The following is a 21,186-nucleotide window of genomic DNA, read 5'->3' as shown; positions in this document are numbered from 1 at the left end:
CGTTGTTGCGGTCATGGATTTTATTGTAATTATTAGTAATCTGGTCTTAAAACCCCTGTTACAGTTGCCTTAGTCGCTTCGTAGTCGCCATCTACAACAACCTTGATAATGCGTTTGGCATCTTCTTCTGGTGCTGGAACTAGAGGTAGACGAGTTGGTCCAGCTTCAAATCCCATGTAGTTAAGAACCGCCTTAACAGGAGCAGGACTTGGATAAGAGAAGAGGGCATTGACCTTAGGAATGAATTTACGCTGAATAGCTGCGGCTTTTTTCATATTGCTTTCTGCAATTGCAGTAAACATCTCGTGCATCTCATCCCCATTTGTATGAGAGGCAACAGAAATAACCCCATCCGCACCAAGGTTCATGGCATGGAAAGCATCTCCATCCTCACCAGTATAGACCAAGAACTCTTCTGGTTTGTGCTCAATCAAGTAAGCCATATTAGCCAGGCTAGTACATTCTTTGACACCAATAATATTTGGATGGTCAGCCAAACGAAGCATGGTTTCTGGAGTTAATTCGACAACCACACGACCTGGAATGTTATAGATAATAATTGGTAAGTCAGAAGCATCTGCAATTGCCTTAAAGTGCTGATACATGCCTTCTTGAGAAGGTTTGTTGTAGTAAGGAACAATAGCAAGCCCAGCAGCAAAACCGCTAAATTCCGCGACTTCTTTGACAAACTCAATAGAGTCACGCGTATCATTGGTACCCACACCCGCAATCAAAGGAACACGTCCATTAACAACTTTTTGTACAGCTGCAAAGAGCTCCAACTCTTCATCGTGAGTCAATGTCGGACTCTCAGCAGTGGTACCTGCGAGAAGAATTCCATCCGTATGATGCGCCAACAGATGCTCAATCAAGGCTGGAATGGCATCAAAATTGATAGAACCATCCTCATGGAAGGGGGTAATAAAGGCTGTGATGATTTTACACTCTTTTAAATCTTGATAAGACATGAAAACACCTCTCTATTTCAAAGAAGGAGTTCATCTGAACTCCTAAACAATATGACTATTTTAATTCAAATTTCAATTCAGCTGTTGGACGAACCAAGCCACGTTCATGAAGAGTTTCTGCAATCTGAACTGAGTTCCAAGCAGCACCTTTGAGAAGGTTATCTGAAACAACCCACATGTGAATTCCTTTTTCTGCATCCAAGTCTTTACGGATACGACCAACAAAGGTATCACGTGAACCCACTGCATTGATGGCTTGAGGATAGATTTGATGAGCCACATCATCTTCAAGAACAGCACCTGGGAAGGCTGCGATAGCTGCTTTCACTTCTTCGATTGGAGCCACTTCTTTTGTTTCGATATAAACTGACTCAGAGTGGGCTGACAAAACAGGAATACGGACGCATGTTGCAGATACTGCAATACTATCATCTTCCATGATTTTTTTCGTTTCTTTAGTCATCTTCATCTCTTCGTAAGTGTAATCATTATCAGTGAAGACATCAATTTGTGGAAGAGCGTTGAAGGCGATAGGATAGTGTTTCTTGTCACCACCTGAAGGCAAGATTTCCGCATGCAAATCACGTGGTTTCACTCCATCATTTAAAACTTCACGAAGTTCACGTTGTGTCTCAAGAATTGCTCCCATACCAGCACCTGAAACTGCTTGGTAAGTTGAAACAATGATACGGTCCAAGCCCCATTTTTGGCGAACTGGCTCAAGAGCCACCATCATTTGGATAGTTGAACAGTTAGGGCAGGCAATGATTCCGTTGTGAGCATCAAGTGCGTGAGCATTGACCTCTGGAACAACCAAAGGAACATCTGGATTTTGACGGAAGTAAGATGTATTATCTACTACTACCGCTCCAGCTTTCACTGCGTATGGTGCATACTTAGCTGATGTAGAACCACCTGCTGAAAATAGAGCAATGTCAACTCCCTCAAAAGCTGTTTCAGTCGTTTCTTCAATCGTAATATCTTGATCTTTAAATTTCAAAGTCTTGCCTGCTGAACGTGCAGAAGCAAGTAAGCGGATTTTATCGATTGGAAGTGTTGATTCTTCCAACATTTTTATCATCTGAGCACCGACAGCACCTGTCGCGCCGACTACAGCAACTGTATATCCCATAAGTAACCTCTTTCGGAATTTTCTAAAAATTTCTATAATAGATGTATTATACTACTTTTTCCATGAATTGCAAAGCTTTTTCATCATTTTTTGGAAAATAAAAATCCCCAGTCGCTAGACTAGGGACTAAGAGGCATCTTCATGTGATGAGCAGGTTCACACAACTCATCAAGGTCCGCTCCTGCGTTATGACCTCCTTATGCTCAATAGTAGTCCGAAGACTACCTATCGACTCATCGCACCTTCTATTCTACTAAAGAGAATCACTTTTGTCAACAGACGAAACTCTTTATACTCTTCGAAAATCTCTTCAAACTTCGTCAGCGTCGCCTTACCGTATATATGTGACTGACTTCGTCAGTTTCATCTACAACCTCAAAACAGTGTTTTGAGCTGACTTCGTCAGTTCTATCGACAACTTCAAAAACATGTTTTGAGCTGACTTAGTCAGTCTTATCTACAACCTCAAAGCAGTGCTTTGATCAGCCTGCAGCTAGCTTCCTAGTTTGCTCTTTAATTTTCATTGAGTATTAGTTTTATTTACACAGGTGCATAAGAAACATCTTTGAAAAACTTGGGGAAAACATAACAAAAACCCTTGTAAATCAAGGGCTTTTCTGTCTATTTAATGCTAATTGCCGGGATTGAACCGGCGACCTCATCCTTACCATGGATGCGCTCTGCCAACTGAGCTAAATCAGCTTACTTAAAAAGTATACTATAGTTAGAAAAACTTGTCAAGTTTCCTTAGAAATTTTGCATAAGAAAAAGCCAGGTCAGAGTTGCCTAGCTTATCTTCTTCTATTTGCTTAAATCGATTCGACGACCAATTTTACCGATAATAATCGCTCCAACAATTAATGAGGCAAATTCACCAACTCCTGTTGTAAACCAAGTAAGGAAAAATGGTAATTGCGCTACAATATTCAACTCTGCAGCGATGGTAAACATGGAAATTGAAAAGAGGATTGAAAAGAAGAAATGATCTTTTCGAATTAATCCATTAAAGAGGTAATCTTTGCTGTATTTTGCAAAAAGCCAAACACCTAGACTAAGGAATACTAGGGTTGATCCACCACCAACAAAGACATCTAGCAGTCCGAAGCTAAAGAAATTAGCAATCATACAACCGATGGTAACTCCAATGATGTACTTGGGATTGTAAAAAGCCATAAAATTCATCATTTCTGAAATACGGAACTGATAGGCACCATAGCTAATGGCATTTAGAGGTGGTGTGACAGTCAAAACGACATAGATAGCAGCAACGATTGCAATATCTGCTACATCACGAATAGTTAATTTTTTCATCTTTTCTCCTTTAGCGTGTTGTCCGCGTGTAATATGCTTGGTGAAAGAAGCTAAGCACCAAGGGTTGCTTTATTCAACTTTACTAGTATAGCACAATAGCCTGCTTTATGCTATACTTAAACCATGAAAATTCCTATTCAAAAATTTTTTAGCAATGAAGTCTTAGCCTATCTCTTTTTTGGTATAGTGACTACTCTTGTTGCTATACTATCACGATTAGTCATTTATCAACTAAGTCATCAAGAACTCCTTGCGACTGCCTTGGCAAATATTATCGGTATCCTCTTTGCATTCATTACAAATGATACAATTGTATTTAAGCAAGCTAGGCAGAATTGGTCAATCCGTTTAGTAAAATTTACTATAGCACGTCTTTCTACTTTTCTTTTAGACTTGTTTTTAACTTTTCTCTTTGTAACTCAGTTTCCTAATATTATCGGGCAATTTGTAAATAATAATATTAATAGAGTGAATCGTATTGAAACAATTATTGCACAATTCTTAATAATTATCCTCAATTACATTTTTAGTAAGGTATTTATTTTTAAAAAATAAGAAAAATTTTAAACATATAGCTTGCAAGAATTTCTTAATTAATATATAATTAAGTGTAAGAGTTTTTTGAAAGGAAATTATGAAAATGTTAAAAGATCTTAAAGCATTCTTGCTTCGTGGTAATGTTGTTGACCTTGCTGTCGGTGTGATCATTGCCACTGCTTTTGGTGCAATCGTTACATCACTTGTTAACGATATCATCACTCCACTTATTTTGAATCCAGCCTTGGAAGCTGCGAAAGTACAAAACATCGCTGAGCTTGCTTGGAATGGTGTTACATATGGTAAATTCTTGAGTGCTGTTATCAACTTCCTAGTTATCGGTACTGTTCTCTTCTTCGTTATCAAAGGAATTGAAAAAGCTCAAAGCCTTACTAAGAAAGAAGAAGCTGCTGAGGAAGCTCCAGCTGGTCCAACTGAGTTGGAAGTACTTCAAGAGATCAAAGCTCTTCTTGAGAAAAAATAATCAATTAAAAGGATCTAGCACAAAGCTAAATCCTTTTTTCTTTACTCTTTTGGTAACTTACCTGCTTTTTCAAGCATTTTCTTAATAAGATAAGGCATCTTAACATTTTCACGACCTTTTTTCTCAATCAGTTTTTTCACAAATTCCGGCATTTGTAAATCTTGAGATTCAGCCAAAATATTTTTCGTCTCATCTGACGGAACTAACTCATCAAAGGTTTCTTCTTCTGGGAGAAATTCCTTAAACTCTTTGTTCTCATTAGCTCTGACGGTATTGACCAAGGCATCAATCAAGCGAGAATCTGTATTTGGCATTGGTGGACGATGGTAGTTTACTCCAAATTCCTGACATAAATCATAACATTCCACATCGTTGTCAAACAAGACTTCAATATGCTCACTGATAAAGCTGATTGGAACAAAAATATAATGGTCTGGATGTTCTTTCTGTTCTCTGAGATACTCTAAAACATCTGGTTTAATCCATGGAATACCAATATCACTCTCACTCTGCCAAGTGTTGGTATATTGTTCTGAACTCAAACCTAGTTTTTCAGCGACTAGCTTGCTATTTTCAAAAATTTGGTCTATATAAGGATCACCAAAGTCCAAGGCAAAAATAGGCACACTATGGGCTGAAAAGATGACTTTAAAGCTGTCTTGCTTTACTTCTTCTTTTAAAATCTTACCAATTTCATCCGCCCAATAGTTTAAGAGTGCTTCTTCCTGATACCAGTCCTTAATGACCAAAAATTGAATTTGTTTGCTTTCTAAAAATTTTTCATAGCCCATGACAGAGTAGAAAGAATAATGAGGCTCCAAAATCAAGCAGATACACTGTTCAATGCCGTCTGCTTCCATCTGACCGATCACATCTGGAATAAAGGGACTGGAAAATTTATTGGCAAAATAGACACTATATTCATTACCCAGTCTAGCTTCTACCAAGGCAACCTCTTCACGCGTAATTCTTTGCAGAGGTGTGCCTCCAATTCGTACATAATTATCATAGAGAGTTTGAATCTCGTGGTCTTGAGGTCTCACCCCACGACGAATATTTGTGAAAAAATCAGCCACACCTTCAAAGGTAATCTCTTCTGGCGAACCGAAAGTCATCATTAAAATTGCTTTTTTCATAATTGCTTCCTTGTGATGTTTTTATCAAGTTTATTTTATCATGAATCCACAAATAAGTAAACGCCAACATAGGAACATTCTTAATCTTCTGTTTTTTTGTTTTTCTCTTCTTTCTATGATACAATGGAAAAAATGAATTCAAAAGGAGTTTTTATGACTTACCCAAATCTCTTGGACCGTTTCTTAACCTATGTTAAGGTTAACACGCGCTCTGATGAACACTCTACTACTACTCCAAGTACGCAGAGTCAAGTTGACTTTGCGACAAATGTTCTAATTCCTGAAATGAAACGTGTTGGATTACAAAATGTTTATTATCTACCAAATGGTTTTGCAATTGGGACCTTACCAGCCAATGATCCATCTTTAATACGTAAGATTGGCTTTATATCTCACATGGATACTGCTGACTTTAATGCCGAAGGAGTTAATCCCCAGGTAATTGAAAACTACGATGGTGGTGTGATTGAACTAGGGAATTCTGGTTTTAAACTGGATCCAGCTGACTTCAAGAGTCTTGAGAAATATCCAGGACAAACCCTCATCACAACTGATGGAACAACTTTGCTAGGTGCTGATGACAAGTCAGGAATAGCTGAGATTATGACAGCTATTGAATATCTGACTGCTCATCCTGAAATCAAACATTGTGAGATTCGTGTTGGTTTTGGTCCAGATGAAGAAATCGGTGTTGGTGCTAATAAATTTGATGCTGAAGATTTTGATGTTGATTTTGCCTATACTGTTGATGGAGGACCACTAGGAGAACTTCAGTACGAAACTTTCTCAGCAGCCGGGGCTGAATTGCATTTCCAAGGACGAAATGTCCACCCTGGTACCGCCAAAGGGCAAATGGTCAACGCCCTTCAGCTAGCAATTGATTTTCATAATCAACTTCCAGAGAATGATCGACCTGAGTTAACTGAAGGTTACCAAGGGTTCTACCATCTTATGGATGTGACAGGTAGTGTCGAAGAGGCGCGTGCAAGCTATATCATTCGTGATTTTGAAAAAGATGCCTTTGAAGCTCGTAAAGCAGCCATGCAGTCTATCGCTGATAAGATGAATCAAGAACTTGGTAGCGACCGTGTCACCCTAAACTTGACAGACCAGTACTACAATATGAAAGAAGTCATTGAAAAAGATATTACTCCAATTACCATTGCTAAAGCCGTTATGGAAGAGTTAGGGATCACACCTATTATCGAACCAATCCGTGGTGGAACAGACGGTTCTAAAATTTCCTTTATGGGGATTCCAACTCCGAATATCTTTGCGGGTGGAGAAAACATGCACGGACGTTTTGAATACGTCAGCCTTCAGACTATGGAACGTGCAGTTGATACCATCATTGGTATCGTAGCTTATAAAGACTAAAAAGACGAGGTAGCTCAGCTACTTCGCCTTTCTTTTTATTCTGCTGGTTTTTCTTGATTTCCAGTACTTGTTGTAGATTCTGTTGTTTCCTTTTCTGAAGATGATTCAGCAGGTTTAGAATCTGTTGTTTTGCTTGCTTTGTTTTCATCGCTTGCAGTTTCTCTATTAGATTCTGCAGCTACTGATGTTTCAGTTTCGGGACTGGTCTTATCAGTATTTGCTTCAGCATTTGTTGCTGGAGTTGCTTCTTCACTTGCGCTAGCTTTTGACTTGATTTCTTGATTCAAGACCAGAATAGCTTTTGTCAATTCAAGTAACGCGGCTTTGTCCTTACTCTTAGCAGAAAGTTGATCTAGTAATGCATCCACCTTATCAAAGTCTTCATCAGAACCCTTATTGTTTTCTAAATATGCGTGAAGCGACATGAGAATATCGTAGAGTTTTTGATAAAGTACAAGTGTCTGAGGATCTTGCTCTGCATTTTCCTTCTCTTGTTGAAGGGCGCTAGCGATACGAGTCAAGACATCTTTTACCTGACTGTTTACTTCATCCAAGTCTGCATCAGCCTTATTTGTAGCAGCTTTGAGATTTTCTACTTCTTCTGCCAAGGATTGTCTAATTCCTTCTTCTTGGATTTGTTCCAAGAGTTGATTTGCCTTATTCAAGAGACTTTCTACTTGCTCCTTGTTTACATGATTCACATGTTCTTCAGGCATAAAGTCTCCGTACAATTCTTTCAAGAAGCCATAAATAGCTGTCTTAGCACTTTGGTTATCAACTTTTTCAGTATCTAGAACTGTCTTAGTCGATTTAGCAGTAGTTGGTTGAGCTTTCAAAGCTTCTTCCACTTCTTGTTTTGCTTGATAGATACTTGGGAATAATTTGTTCAATTCTGCTGCCTTAAGGAAAGATTGAGATTGATACAAGGTCCAAGTCAACTGAGCTACTTTGTTTTGAAGTTCATCACTCAAACGACCATCATTTACGTGTTCGTAGAAATACTTGATGTATTCCACTGTTGTAACACCTGTTCGATCATTAAAATCTTGCAAGGCTTGAAGTTGTGATTCAACCGCTGCTAAAGCAGCCTCATCTTTAGCCAACTTAGCTTCTTGGAGTCGAACAAGAAGATCTTTCTTAGGAAGACCATAAGAGTCTGTATCCAGTGTATTGATTTTATCAATCAAGGCTTGATATTTCTTATCTAACTCACTTGTTTCAACTGGCTTGACACTTTCATCAATATGGATATATTGCTTATCAAAGAGATCCAGTGTCGCAAGATAACCTGCTGTAGAGTTAGTTGCCAGTTTTTTCATATTTTCAGTAAACTGACCTAAGGCTAACTCAATCTGTCTTTGTTCGATAGGCTTGTCTTTATAGATACTCCTGCTATCAGCTAGAAGTTGATCCACTTTTTCCAAGACTGCCTTCTCATCAAAAGCTCCAGGTTGATAATTGGATTGTAGAGCTGGAATCTTGTTTTTCAAAGCCACTTCATAACCCTTCGTTTGAACCTTGATGTAGTGATTGTGATCGCCATGAGGAATCACAAAACTACCATTTTCTACCTGTAAACTATAAGGAGACACACCATCTCGCAAAGCAGTTGTATAGAGTTCATTTAGGAAATCAAGTTCTGGATTTCCAGTTTGTATCGGAAGACGCACATGTTCCTTACGAACAGCATATGGGTGGATATGAGTTGGATCGTAGGCTTGGTCTGGATTTCCAAAGACAAAGAATCCGTTTGAAATTCTAATCGCTTCAAGTGGAACACCATAAGTTTTAGAGATATAAGCAATCTTTTCTTCATCGCTAGCATCTCTTGAGAAAGACTCTACCATTTTAGCAAGAGGTTTTACAGGTTCTGCATCATGATGTGTTTTCAGATGATCCTGTGCGGCCTTAATTTGCTCCGCTGTCAAGTCCTTCTTGAAGAAGTAATGATTATGGTCACCGTGACTCATGACAAAACCTTGCTCATCCTCACTAATGACACGATCTGCATCAAAACCGTGATCATGGTCTTCACGATGATGGTGGCCATGATTATCTTTATCGTGTTCATCATCATGGGCTGGACTTGGTACTGATGGCGTTTTACCTCTCAAATGATCCTGCGCTGCCTTGATTTGTTCTGGTGTTAGATCCTTCTTAAAGAAGTAATGATTGTGGTCACCGTGTGACATGATAAATCCTGATTCATCTTCAGCAATAATACGATTAGCATCAAAGCCGTGATCATGGTCTTCATCATGATGGTGTCCATGATGATCTTCATCGTGCTCATCATCATGAGCTGGATTTGGTGTTGCTGTATTTGCCCCTTTCAAGTGGTCTTGCGCTGCCTTGATTTGATCAGCAGTCAAATCCTTCTTGAAGAAGTAATGATTGTGGTCGCCGTGACTCATGATAAATCCTGCTTCATCTTCAGCAATAATACGATTGGCATCAAAGCCGTGTCCACCTTCTTCGTGTTCCTCATGTGAAACACCAGGATTGACTGGAAGAGATGGCGAAGGTGTTGTTAGACCATTGCTTGGAAGAGTCGGTTGTCCAATTTGGCTCGATTTTGGAATGTAATGGAAATGATCACCGTGTCTGACGATATAGGCTGTAGCTGTTTCTTCAACGATATCTTTTGGATTAAAGATATAACCATCAGATGCTGAAGAGAGCTCCTTACTTGTCGTTGAAGAAGAAGGATTGCTTGAAAGACTTCCTAGACTAGACGCTACTTCATGAGTTTTTTCATTTGTAGAAACTGTAGAAACAGTTCCACCGATAGGCACCATTCTAGCAAGCTTTTCTTCTAAAGGAGAAAGTTTGCTGTAAGGAATAAAGTGATAATGGTCGCCATGCGGAATTGCAACACCATTTGGTGTACGACTGATAATCTTAGCAGGGTCAAAGACTAAACCATCTGATTCACTGTAACGTTGGTTGCTAGGTGAATCGTAGAGTTCTTTCAATAGACTTTTGAGATTTTCAGCTTTATTTGCTGGCTTGCTAGTTGAGCCTTGTGCTACAGATTGCGTGTTATTGTCACTAGCTGCTGAAGAATAGCTTAGCTGACTCGGTTGCGTATTTTTGCCAGCTAAATGAGCTTTAGCGGCTGCTAATTCACTAGCAGACAAATCACTTTTTGGAATGTAGTGATAGTGTCCTCCGTGAGGAACGATATAAGCATCACCAGTATCTTCAATAATATCAGCTGGATTAAAGACATAACCATCATCTGTCGTATAGCGCCCCTGAGATCTTGCTACAGCAACATCTGAGCTGACCTTCTCATTATCTTTGACGTGTTCTTGTTTTTGACGGTTGATTTCATCCTTGGTTCGAACATTATCAGCATGAGCTACATCTTTCAGGTAGACATAATATTTTCCATCGACCTTGATGATATAACCACCCTTAACCTCATTGACAATATCAGCGTCTTTAAGTTGATAATTAGCATCCTTCATCAGAAGTTCTTCACTGAAAATCGCATCATAAGGAACTTTCCCATTATAGTAATGATAGTGGTCACCATGTGAAGTCACATAGCCCTGATCTGTAATTTTGATGACAATTTGCTCAGCCTGAATTCCTTCTTTTTGACTGACCTGATCTGGTGTAAGGTTTTCATTTTTTTGACTTGACTGGCTACCATCCACATAAGAGACACGATTATTGTCCTTATTTTCCTGCGAGCGATGCTGGTTAAGTGCATAGGCGCAGAGACTCAAGGATACGATAACAGCTGATCCGGCTGCAATATACTTTTTACTGAATTTCATAAATCCCTCATTTCAATAAATGATGAAGCTTTTCTTAACTTCTTTTTCTCGGTTAAACAGTTTTTCTAAACTGGTTATTTAACCAATTAATTAACCAGTAAATAGTTTACCTTTTTTAAGCTTATCTGTCAAGATTTTTATTTCATTTTAAAAAATAAAAGCCAGTATTGCTACTGACTCTTACATCATTTTGATTTAACAAGATAAAATTTATGCTTCTGGTTTCGTCGTAACTGACTCACTACCTTTTAACAAGGCAAGTAATTTTTCTGCTTCTGCCATAATGCCATTATTATCCATGGTTTGGAGGTTCAAATTATTTCGTAAACCAGCTAGACTCTCTGCCACATTGTCTTTCAAACTAGCATCGGTTACTGTATCAAGTAGAGCTTCTACTTCTTTGAGTTTGGCTTCTACTTTTTCAGTCTCTACTTGAGGAACTTTAGCCTCATCTGTAGTATCTTCAGCTTCTTCCTCTGTCTCTTCCGTATCAGTGCTTGGTTTATAAAGATTATCTGCTGAAGGATTTAAACCTGCGTGATTCTCTTTTTCATCAGATTCAGGGCGAGTTGGCTCACTTACTTCATCATGTTTCTTATCTTCATCAGTTTTACTGTCTTCTGGCTTATTTTTACGAACATGGTCGCTGGCATTTCCCCAACCATTATCTGAGTGAGGACGTTTGTCTGGATGTTCTACATAATATTTTACAGTTGCAAAGAGATCCTCAAGGCTATAACCCTTAGGTGCCTCATAGAGTCCTTCGTCAAACCAGCCAAATTTAATGTTATGGTAATGATCATAATGGGGAATAATCAAGCTTCCATTTTTGACTTCAACAGTATGTTGTAGATTGTAAGGAATATGATCAAGTGGGACCTTCTTAGCTGCTTTTACTTTATTATAGATTGCTTCTACTCCTTTAACCTCAGTATTTCCTGAACCCTGATTCTCTGTTGAAGGAGGCGTCAAACCTTTCTCTTTAGCATAAGCCTGAGCTGCCACTCTTTCAGCTTCAGACAAACTCTCTTTCTTAATCCAATGACTATGGGTCATATGCGGAGTTACATAAGCATCTCCCTCATCACTGGTAATATCACGAATGTCAAAGATATATCCATCTTCTGTTGTATACTTACCTGCTAATTTCGCTAATTTAATTTCATCGTCTGTATAAGCAATTTGAGAATTTGGCTTACCAAGACGTTCTGGATGGGTAATTGGTGCTAGGAATGCCAATAAATCATCTACTAATTTTCCTTTATTAGAAGATTCATCATTCAAGCGTTCTGCTAATTTGTCTAAGGCTTGGAAATCAGAAGTACGCCCCTTATTTTCAGACAAGGCTTTATGAGCCTCGGCCAATAAATTATATGCTTTATCATAAAATTCTTGATCACGAGGAGCGACATTTTCTTTCTTCGCAACTAGGGCATGCGTCTCTTGAGTTTTCTTAGACAAGAGATTTTCAATAGCATCAATCTTGTCCTTGGGCAAATCTTTAGCTAGAACATAATGACTAGCGCCCTTATCCTCGATAATATATCCGTCGCCAACTTTTCTAACAACCTGGTTGACATCAAATTCAGTCGGTTTATTTTCCGCTGGCGGTTGAGGTTTGGTAGTAGGAGCTGGCTTCAGAGGAGTAACGCTTGGCAAGACACTACCATTTTGTCCCTTAACAGCTATCATACGAGCCAATTTTTCTTCCAAAGGTGACATTTGTGAATAAGGGATAAAGTGATAATGATCCCCGTGGGGCACTGCAACACCGTTAGCTGTACGTTTGATAATTTGTGCCGGATCAAAGACTAAGCCATCAGATTCTACATGTCTCTCTGACAAAGGTTTGGCATACAATTCACTTAAAAGTGTTGAAATGTCTTCCCCTTGATTTTGATGATAAGTTGGAGTGACAGTCAGGTTTGGAGTCTCTGTCAAACTTGGTTGGGCTGGTTTAGCATTATCACTACTTGGTTTACTTGAACTTGTAACAGAATGTGAGCCCTGTTTACCATTCCAATAGGCTTGGGCTGCAGCCAATTCTCCTGCCGACAAATCACTCTTAGGAATATAGTGGAAATGATTTCCATGCGGTACAACAAAAGCGTCACCTGTATCTTCAATCACATCTGACGGACTAAAGACATAACCATCATCCGTTGTATAGGCTCCTCTAGTTCCTCGATTTGGTGCCTGCGTATTGAGATTAAAGTTTGGTTTAATCGTTGAACTTAGTTTGTCTGTACTGCTTGGTTCCGTATTATCAGCATGACTTTGAACAGGCTGACCTCCAATTGGCAGATTTCGAGCCAATTTTTCTTCCAAAGCAGACATTTGTGAATAAGGAATGAAATGGAAATGATCCCCATGAGGCACTGCTACACCATTTGCAGTACGTTTTGTAATCTGTGCTGGGTCAAATACTAAGCCATCAGACTCCACATGACGTTGGCTAAGTGGTAAAGCGTACAATTCTTGAAGAAGACTAGCTAAATCCTCATTTTGACTCTCAGGAGCTGTTGCAGGATTTTGCGGAGTTTCAGCTTGAATCGTTCTCACACTAGATCTTGTTTCTCCCCTGTTTGAACGATATTCAACCGTACTTAATTGACCACCTTTTCCAGATAAGAAGGCTTGAGCAGCGGCTAATTCACTAGCAGACAAGTCGCTCTTAGGAATATAGTGGAAGTGATTGCCATGAGGAACGATATAGGCATCACCCGTATCCTCAATGATATCAGAGGCATTAAAGATATAACCATCATCCGTTGTATAACGGCCTTGAGCTCTGGCAGCAACTACCGCCTGATCGTTAGAACCGCCTCCATGATTACTACTGTGCTCCTGCTTCTGACGTTTAATCTCTTCTTTTGTCCGAATATTGTCCGCATGAGCCGCATCCTTGAGGTAAACATAGTATTTCCCGTCTACCTTAATGACATAACCACCCTTGATTTCATTGACAATATCTGAATCCTTCAACTGATAATTCGGATCTTTCATCAGCAATTCTTCACTGATGATAGCATCATAAGGAACCTTGCCATTATAGTAATGATAATGGTCTCCATGAGAGGTCACATAACCTTGATCAGTAATCTTGATAACAATTTGTTCGGCATTGATTCCCTCTCTCTTACTAACTTCATCTGGTGTCAAGTTCTCTGCCTTTTGACCAGCTTGATCACCATCAATATAAGCAACTCGATTAGAATCTTTCTTAACGTGACCAGCTTGATAGCGACCAAGCTCGTAGGAACAAACACTTAGGGCAAGGACTGCCACTGAACCTGCTAGATATTTTTTATTGATTTTCATATTTGCCTCACTTTAATTCTTCAGCTAATACACTCATATTTTCTTCAAGGTTTTCTAGGTAGGTCTTGTCATTTTGTGGGTCTGCCTCTAAAGGATTCAGAGTTTTAAGATCCACACCTGTTGATTTGACAAGAGTTTCAGCTACTTTTGAAGAAGCGTTACTTTCTGTAAAAATCGTTTTAACCTTATAGGTTTTAACAAATTCCTGAATTTCTGTTAGTTGTCTAGGACTTGGTTCTTGTTCAGGAGAGATACCTGCAATACCAAGTTGATTGAGTCCAAATCGCTTAGCTAGATAAGAAAAGGCTGTATGCTGTGTTACAAAAGTTTTCTGACTCGCTTTTTCAAATTTAGGCTGGAATTTCTTAGTCAATTCTTGAGCTTTTTTGATAAAGGCTTGCGCATTTTTTTGATAAGTTTCTTTATGCTCACTATCCACCTCTGAAAGTTTATCAGCAATAATTTGGGCTTCTTCTCCAGCTTTTTCAGGATCTAGCCAAGTGTGAGGATCATAAAGTGTTTTTTCATCAACTCCATCCCCTGCTTCCACATCTTCTAGCCCAGGAACACGGTCTAAGGTCATTCCCTCTGAAGCCTCTAAAACCTTAACTTTAGATTTTTTAAGATTGGGATCTAAACTTCCTGCCCAAGATTCGAGAGTATGAGAATGGTAAACAAAGACATCTGCATCATAGATGGCAGCAATGTCATTTGCTGAAGGTTCAAAGGAGTGAATTCCGCTACTTGACTGAATCATCCGAACATCATTCAAGTCACCAGATACTTCCTTGACCATAGCATAGATAGGATAAAAACTGGTCACAATTTTCATCCCTTTACCTGACTGGCTTTCCTTTTGACCACAAGCAGCTAAGCACAAAAGGAAAACACTTAACAATACTAAAAATAAACTTTGTTTCTTCATAAACAACCCCTTAACTATTTAATTAACTGGTAAACATTCTACTCCTAAAAATTTAATCTGTCAAGATATTTTAAGAAAAAATTTGAAATTTCTTTCACATACAAAAATCTGCTGAGTTTAAACAACTCAACAGATTCTCACTTTATATACTCAATGAAAATCAAAGAGCAAATTAGGAAGCTAGCCACAGGCTGCTCAAAGCACGACTTTGAGGTTGCAGATAGAACTGACGAAGTCAGCTCAAAACATGTTTTTGAGGTTGTAGATGAAACTGACGAAGTCAGTAACCATACATACGGCAAGGCGAAGCTGACGTGGTTTGAAGAGATTTTCGAAGAGTATTATTCTCCTATGGTAGAATGCTTATAACCATAAGTGAAGTAAATAATACTTCCTACTAACAAGGCAACTAGGAAAGCAATCCAAGTTTCCATATTATACTGTAACATAAAGGATAAACAAATGATGATTGATAAAATGGGTAACAGGGGTACCAATGGTGTTTTAAATTCCCCAGATTTGGGCATCCCTTTTTCTTTCCGTAAGCGAATCAGGCCGTATGCCAGCATGATCAAGTAGGCTAGGGTACAAATATTTAAGAAGGCTGCAATACTAGCAAGAGGGAAGATTCCTGCTGCTACTGCTGAAGCTAAACCTGTCAAGATAGTAGCATTTTTTGGTACCTTGCTTGTTTTTGTTAATTCTTTAAACGCACTAGGCATTAAGCCGTCACGCGCTAAACTGTAAATCATACGAGATAGGGCATAGGTCATCGAAATACAAACTGTAATCAAGGTCAAGATAGCCACTAATGACACATAATTAGCTGCCCAACTAATCCCAACGCTGCGAAGAGCAAAGGCAACGGCATCGTCAACATTTAGATGACTATAGTGAACCACACCAGTCAAAACAAGAGTCACCAAGGCATAAAGAATGGTTACGATAGAAAGTGATAAGACAATCCCTCTAGGAATATTTTTTTGAGGAGTCTTGACTTCATCTACAGCCATAGAGATAGATTCAAATCCTAAAAATCCAAAGAACATCAAGGACGCACCAGCCATAATACCAGTACTAGCGCCATAGATTTGTCCAAAACCATAAGGAGCAAAATTGCTCCAATTATCAAGTTTGATATGCCAAATTCCTACCAAAATAAAGAGGGCTAAAGCGGAAAATTTCAAAATAACTAGGATCGAATTAAAGCGTAAGGCTGCCTTAGCATTTAGTAAAACAAGCGAGGTCACCAAGACCAAGACAAGAATAGGCAATAAATCAACAAATGTCTCTGCCTGAGGATTAAAGGTACCATTTAAAGCCTGAGGAAGGGCTATCCCGTATTGAGAGAGCAAGCCTTTAAAATAAGCTGCCCAACCCGAAGCCACACCTGATATGGCTGTCATGAACTCCATCATGGTTAACCAACCTGCCAACCAGGCTGGGAATTCTCCTAAGATGGCATAGAGATAACTATAGGCACCACCTGTAGCAGGTACTCGCGAAGCAAATTCTGCAAAAAATAGTGCTGATAATCCCACACACAAGGCAGAAATAACGATTGAAATCACTAGAGCAGGACCCGCTAGAGTTGCTGCCGCAGTACCTGTGATTGTAAAGACACCTGTCCCTACCATGGCTCCGATACCCAGCAAAATCAAATCCCATAACTTCAAATGCCTGTGCATCTCTGTTTTATCTAAACTGACATTCTTTGTTCTAAATATATTCATCTTTGACTCCAAAATAAAATGATGATTCTATTTTACCATAAATATAGGAGATTTGTGAATATTTATAAAATAATTTTCTAAAAAAATCTGACTACTTTTGTAATCAGATTTTTATCTATTCTAGTTCATTTCTTTAAAGGCTGCTTCTGCATCCGAGTTGCTGATAACACCAAATTGAATCTTTCCAATCTTTCCTTGACTATCAATTAGGTATTCTGTAGGAATGCTTCGAATTTGATAAGCTTGGAACGTTGTTGCTTTGGTATCATAAAGTACTGGGATATCTTTATATCCTTGTTCTTGGAACCATTGTGGGAATTGCTCGACAGTTTTTTCACCTTGAATTCCTGGTGCAATGACACTAAGAATTTCAAAATCGCGATCTGATTTTGCAGCCAATTCCATCAACTCGGGCATACTTTTCTTACATGGACCACACCATGAAGCCCAAAACTTCAAATAGACTTTTTTCCCCTTATAATCAGATAACTTGACTTCTTTGCCATCCATGGATTGCAAGGTAAAGTCTGGAGCCTCTTTTCCAACAGCAATTTGTTGTACAGGCGTTTGTTGCTGTTGTTTTGGGGATTGTTCTGGTGCTTGAGTCTTTTTAGTCTCTTCCTCACCACAAGCCATCAATACAACTAGTGACAAGAGGCTTAAGCCAGCAAACATTAGTTTTTTCATCTTTTCTCCTTTATTCAAAAATTCCAGCTAGAACATTTACTTGTCCTAATAGTAACAAAATTCCCATTAAAATAATGAGCAAACCACCAATTTTCTTCAGTAGCATCATATGGCGCTTGATTTTGCCAAAATAAGGCATCACTATTCCTGAAGCTAGAGCCAAGACCAAGAAAGGAATGGCCATCCCCAGAGTGTAAATTAAGGTATAGATCGCTCCTTGCCAAGCACCATTGCCTCCAGAAGCCGCAAGCGCTAAAACAGAACTTAAAACTGGACCAATACAAGGCGTCCAACCAAAGCTAAAGGTAATACCGAGTAAAAAGGCTGACCAATAACGATTGGCTTCTGATTTCTTAAAAGTAAAGCTTTTTTGAACCTCTAATTTCTTAAAATGAAAAATTTCCATCTGGTGAAGGCCTAAAATGATAATAATTGTTCCCATGGTATATCGAAACCAATTGGCATAGAGAATATTACCAAAGTAACCCGCACCGAATCCTAGAATAAAGAAAATGAGTGAAATGCCTGCGATAAAGCAAAGAGTTCGAATTAGACCTGACCAGGCAACCTTTCTCCCAAACAAAGAAAAACTTTTTGCACTTTCCTGATCATCCAATAAAATTCCAGTATAGACAGGTAACAGAGGAAAAATGCAAGGGGAAAAGAAGGACAAGATCCCTGCTAAAAAAACGGAGGTTGAAAATACTATCGTTTCCAATAAAGAACCAACTTTCTTAATAATTCTAATCCTATTTTACTATAATCAATTTTATTTGTATGATTTCTGCTACGCAAATTGAATTAGCTTGTATTTGAAAGATTTTTTCAGTACTAGTTCATTCATATTCTGCCCCCTATTTGCCCCCTAAACACAAAAAAAGCCTACTGACCAAGCTAGAAAGCTGATGAAATAGGCTTTTAAAATTCAAATTATTTAACAGCGTCTTTAAGAGCTTTACCAGCTTTGAATGCTGGAACTTTAGAAGCTGCAATTTTGATTTCTTTACCAGTTTGTGGGTTGCGACCTTTACGTGCAGCACGCTCACGAACTTCAAAGTTACCAAAACCGATTAATTGAACTTTTTCACCAGCTGCAAGGTACTCTGTTACTGCTGCGAATACAGCTTCAACTGCTGCTGCTGAGTCTTTCTTAGTCAATTCTGTAGCTTCTGCTACTTTAGCGATCAAATCTTGTTTGTTTGCCATGTTAACGATTCCTCCAATTTAATTTCTAATTAACAAATATAATCATATCCTAAAATCCCTTTTAGGTCAAGTTAAAAACACTATTTCTTCCCATTTTATTTATTTTTTTAGGAGTGGTAACGTACCAAAATAGCCCAAGCGTTCTCACCCGTGTGAGTTTGAATAATGGAACCCGTTTCCAAAACAGAAATTGGCTTTTCGACATAAGCTTGTAAACTTTCTTTCATCTCTTTTGCCCAATCAGCACTACCAGAATATGAAATTCCAATCTCTGCTACAGAACGTTCAGAGAGAGTTGCTATTAACTCATCTAACCATTTTTTAAAGGTTTTAGCTCCACGACCTTTAACAATTGGCTGCAATTCATGGTCTTTCATTTGCATAACAACACGTATATTGAGAAGTGAACTCAACAATCCAGTTACACGACCAATACGACCACCTTTTACCAAATTTTCCAAAGTTGAAACGCCAATATAGAGTTCTGTGTTGTTTTTAACTGCTTCTACACGAGTTAGAATTTCCTCCATATCTTTGCCTTCTTGAGCTAACTTCGCAGCCTCAACTACCTGGAATTTCAAGGCTTGATCAGTGAAGGAACTATCAATCACCGTCACGTCGGCAGTAGATAAACTAGCACCTTGGCGTGCTGCTTCTACAGTACCTGAAAGGGCATGAGACATATGAATAGCAAGAATCTGGCTACCATCCTTAGATAGTTCTTCAAACACTTCAGCAAAGACACCTACAGGTGGCTGGCTTGTCTTAGGAAGATTTTTAGCTTCTTGCATCAACTGAAGAAATTTACCTTCTTCTTTTAAATCAGCATCAGAATAAACAACATTATCAATCATTACAGATAGTGGAACAACAGTGATATCTAATTGTTTTACTAGTTCTGGTTCAATAGTAACAGATGAATCGGTTACAATCTTAATTTTTGTCATAGTTGCAATCTTTCTATTTTAGGATTCAGATTGGTTTTCTTACTCTTAATTATATCAAAAAAAGATTAAAAATCCTAATGGAGTCATTCAAATTTTCCTTAAAAATTTGATATAATCTACTTATAAGAAAAGAGGTTCCTATGATTAAAAAAATTTATCCCGTTTTAACCATTTTACTAGGTGCTGCTATTTATGCTTTTGGGCTGACTTATTTTGTAGTTCCCCATCATCTCTTTGAAGGAGGGGCGACAGGTATTACCCTCATCACCTTTTATCTTTTTAAAATCCCTGTTTCTCTCATGAACTTGCTGATTAATATTCCCCTTTTCATCCTGGCTTGGAAAATCTTTGGAGCCAAATCCCTCTATTCTAGTTTGCTCGGAACCTTAGCCTTGTCTGCCTGGTTGGCTTTTTTTGAGCGGATTCCCCTTCATATTGATCTTCAAGGTGATTTACTGATTACAGCCCTCATAGCGGGAATTCTATTGGGAATTGGGCTCGGAATTATCTTTAATGCTGGTGGGACAACTGGTGGAACTGATATTGTAGCTCGTATTCTCAATAAATACACTCATATATCTATGGGGAAACTGCTCTTTATCTTAGATTTTTGTATTCTCATGCTCATTCTCCTCATCTTCAAGGATTTGAGATTGGTTTCCTACACGCTCTTATTTGATTTTATCGTTTCTCGTGTTATCGATTTGATTGGCGAAGGCGGCTATGCCGGCAAAGGATTTATGATTATCACAAAACGTCCTGATCAACTTGCTAAGGCGATTAATGATGACCTTGGAAGAGGTGTTACTTTTATCTCAGGTCAAGGTTACTATAGTAAAGAAGATTTAAAAATCATCTACTGTATTGTTGGAAGAAATGAAATTGTGAAAATGAAGGAAATGATTCATCGAATCGATCCTCAAGCCTTTATCACGATCACAGAAGCCCACGAAATACTTGGAGAAGGATTTACCTTTGAAAAAGAATAAAAGAGGTCTTGTAGTGACCTCAAAAGTTAGACTAAATCTTCTATCTTTTGGGGTACAGATGTACTGACCCCAAAAAGTTAGACAATTAATTTAAGCAAAGGATTTAGTTCTGTATTGTACAGGGCTAAGTCCTTTTAGTTTTACCTTAATTCGTTTATTGTTGTAGTAATCAATATAGTCTACAATAGCTTGTTCCAATTGCTTAAGCGACTGAAACGACTTCTCATAACCATAAAACATTTCCGATTTCAGAATCCCAAAGAAGGACTCCATCATACCATTGTCTGGGCTGTTACCCTTACGTGACATGGATGCTTGAATTCCCTTACTCTCTAGGAACCGATGATAAGAATCGTGTTGGTATTGCCAGCCTTGGTCACTATGGAGAATGGTATTCTCGTAATGTTCCTCACCGAAAGCCTGGTCTAACATAGCTTTTACTTGTTCTAAGTTCGGTGATGTAGAAAGATTATAAGCGATGATTTCGCTGTTAAAACCATCTAAAACTGGCGATAAGTAAAGCTTTTGAGTGCTTGCTGGAATGGCAAATTCTGTCACATCTGTGTAGCACTTTTGCATTGGTTTGGTTGCTTCAAATTGACGTTGAATAAGATTATCTGCTTTCTTGCCAACCTCTCCTTGGTA

Annotated in this window: 18 protein-coding genes, 1 tRNA gene and 1 riboswitch; of the genes, 5 read left to right on the top strand and 14 right to left on the bottom strand. The window is 38.6% G+C overall.

The window, feature by feature from the left end:
* Nucleotides 1-32: 32 nt before the first annotated feature.
* The 4 genes from dapA to QM818_RS04415 form a co-directional block, all read right to left on the bottom strand.
* Nucleotides 33-968 (bottom strand): 4-hydroxy-tetrahydrodipicolinate synthase, encoded by a 936-nt coding sequence (gene dapA / locus QM818_RS04430; protein WP_261039321.1) that lies wholly within the window; start codon nucleotides 966-968, stop codon nucleotides 33-35.
* Between the two features lie 55 nt (nucleotides 969-1,023).
* The gene (locus QM818_RS04425; RefSeq protein ID WP_000542462.1) at nucleotides 1,024-2,100 is read right to left on the bottom strand and encodes an aspartate-semialdehyde dehydrogenase; all 1,077 of its coding nucleotides are present in this window, start codon (nucleotides 2,098-2,100) and stop codon (nucleotides 1,024-1,026) included.
* 629 nt (nucleotides 2,101-2,729) lie between these two features.
* Nucleotides 2,730-2,802, bottom strand: a tRNA-Thr gene (locus QM818_RS04420).
* 99 nt (nucleotides 2,803-2,901) lie between these two features.
* Complete coding sequence (locus QM818_RS04415; protein ID WP_261080669.1) at nucleotides 2,902-3,411, bottom strand: QueT transporter family protein; 510 nt, start codon at nucleotides 3,409-3,411, stop codon at nucleotides 2,902-2,904.
* Nucleotides 3,409-3,506, bottom strand: a riboswitch (PreQ1 riboswitch). (Overlaps the previous gene by 3 nt.)
* Nucleotides 3,507-3,534: 28 nt before the next feature.
* On the opposite strand from QM818_RS04415, the gene QM818_RS04410 reads away from it, so the two are divergent.
* Complete coding sequence (locus QM818_RS04410) at nucleotides 3,535-3,966, top strand: GtrA family protein (RefSeq protein WP_000701189.1); 432 nt, start codon at nucleotides 3,535-3,537, stop codon at nucleotides 3,964-3,966.
* Nucleotides 3,967-4,051: 85 nt separating this feature from the next.
* Entirely contained in the window at nucleotides 4,052-4,432 is a 381-nt protein-coding gene (mscL, locus tag QM818_RS04405) for a large conductance mechanosensitive channel protein MscL (RefSeq protein WP_000910205.1), read from the top strand.
* A gap of 41 nt (nucleotides 4,433-4,473) precedes the next feature.
* Here the strand turns inward: mscL and hemH are convergent, their stop codons facing one another.
* Nucleotides 4,474-5,568: a ferrochelatase gene (hemH, locus tag QM818_RS04400; protein WP_000709263.1), complete on the bottom strand. Its 1,095-nt coding sequence runs from the start codon at nucleotides 5,566-5,568 to the stop codon at nucleotides 4,474-4,476.
* 153 nt (nucleotides 5,569-5,721) lie between these two features.
* Between hemH and pepT the strand changes: the two genes are divergently transcribed.
* Complete coding sequence (gene pepT / locus QM818_RS04395) at nucleotides 5,722-6,945, top strand: peptidase T (protein ID WP_414299961.1); 1,224 nt, start codon at nucleotides 5,722-5,724, stop codon at nucleotides 6,943-6,945.
* A gap of 35 nt (nucleotides 6,946-6,980) precedes the next feature.
* Here pepT and QM818_RS04390 read toward each other — a convergent pair whose 3' ends face one another.
* The 3 genes from QM818_RS04390 to adcAII all read right to left on the bottom strand — a co-directional run bounded on the left by QM818_RS04390 (nucleotide 6,981) and on the right by adcAII (nucleotide 14,979).
* The gene (locus tag QM818_RS04390) at nucleotides 6,981-10,733 is read right to left on the bottom strand and encodes a pneumococcal-type histidine triad protein (RefSeq protein ID WP_414299960.1); all 3,753 of its coding nucleotides are present in this window, start codon (nucleotides 10,731-10,733) and stop codon (nucleotides 6,981-6,983) included.
* Nucleotides 10,734-10,943: 210 nt separating this feature from the next.
* Complete coding sequence (locus QM818_RS04385) at nucleotides 10,944-14,054, bottom strand: pneumococcal-type histidine triad protein (RefSeq protein ID WP_414299959.1); 3,111 nt, start codon at nucleotides 14,052-14,054, stop codon at nucleotides 10,944-10,946.
* Nucleotides 14,055-14,061: 7 nt separating this feature from the next.
* A complete protein-coding gene (adcAII, locus tag QM818_RS04380) occupies nucleotides 14,062-14,979 on the bottom strand; it encodes a zinc-binding lipoprotein AdcAII (protein WP_386681582.1) in 918 nt (305 codons plus the stop codon).
* Between the two features lie 153 nt (nucleotides 14,980-15,132).
* Between adcAII and QM818_RS04375 the strand changes: the two genes are divergently transcribed.
* Entirely contained in the window at nucleotides 15,133-15,348 is a 216-nt protein-coding gene (locus QM818_RS04375) for a hypothetical protein (protein ID WP_414299958.1), read from the top strand.
* Here QM818_RS04375 and QM818_RS04370 read toward each other — a convergent pair.
* The 5 genes from QM818_RS04370 to QM818_RS04350 all read right to left on the bottom strand — a co-directional run bounded on the left by QM818_RS04370 (nucleotide 15,321) and on the right by QM818_RS04350 (nucleotide 19,552).
* Nucleotides 15,321-16,712 carry an APC family permease gene (locus tag QM818_RS04370; RefSeq protein WP_261080665.1) on the bottom strand — a complete coding sequence of 464 codons (1,392 nt, stop codon included), beginning with the start codon at nucleotides 16,710-16,712 and terminating at the stop codon, nucleotides 15,321-15,323. The two genes, QM818_RS04375 and QM818_RS04370, sit on opposite strands and share 28 nt — an antisense overlap.
* Nucleotides 16,713-16,832: 120 nt before the next feature.
* Nucleotides 16,833-17,399 carry a thiol-disulfide oxidoreductase-associated lipoprotein SdbB gene (gene sdbB / locus QM818_RS04365; RefSeq protein ID WP_261080664.1) on the bottom strand — a complete coding sequence of 189 codons (567 nt, stop codon included), beginning with the start codon at nucleotides 17,397-17,399 and terminating at the stop codon, nucleotides 16,833-16,835.
* A 10-nt stretch (nucleotides 17,400-17,409) separates the two neighbouring features.
* Nucleotides 17,410-18,117, bottom strand: coding sequence for a thiol-disulfide oxidoreductase-associated membrane protein CcdA2 (ccdA2, locus tag QM818_RS04360; RefSeq protein WP_261080663.1), 708 nt, complete (start codon nucleotides 18,115-18,117; stop codon nucleotides 17,410-17,412).
* 212 nt (nucleotides 18,118-18,329) lie between these two features.
* A complete protein-coding gene (locus tag QM818_RS04355; RefSeq protein WP_001284640.1) occupies nucleotides 18,330-18,605 on the bottom strand; it encodes an HU family DNA-binding protein in 276 nt (91 codons plus the stop codon).
* Nucleotides 18,606-18,712: 107 nt separating this feature from the next.
* Nucleotides 18,713-19,552, bottom strand: coding sequence for a DegV family protein (locus QM818_RS04350; RefSeq protein WP_084927289.1), 840 nt, complete (start codon nucleotides 19,550-19,552; stop codon nucleotides 18,713-18,715).
* Between the two features lie 140 nt (nucleotides 19,553-19,692).
* On the opposite strand from QM818_RS04350, the gene QM818_RS04345 reads away from it, so the two are divergent.
* The gene (locus QM818_RS04345; RefSeq protein ID WP_049501768.1) at nucleotides 19,693-20,541 is read left to right on the top strand and encodes a YitT family protein; all 849 of its coding nucleotides are present in this window, start codon (nucleotides 19,693-19,695) and stop codon (nucleotides 20,539-20,541) included.
* A gap of 90 nt (nucleotides 20,542-20,631) precedes the next feature.
* Here QM818_RS04345 and QM818_RS04340 read toward each other — a convergent pair.
* A partial coding sequence (locus QM818_RS04340; protein ID WP_414299957.1) for an IS3 family transposase occupies nucleotides 20,632-21,186 on the bottom strand: 555 nt, incomplete at its 5' end.

It is taken from the genome of Streptococcus mitis (genome assembly GCF_047464035.1).
GTDB classification, from domain to species: domain Bacteria; phylum Bacillota; class Bacilli; order Lactobacillales; family Streptococcaceae; genus Streptococcus; species Streptococcus mitis_DX.
The sequence above is the reverse complement of the archived record's forward strand: the minus strand, read 5'-3'. Positions and strand labels throughout refer to the sequence as shown.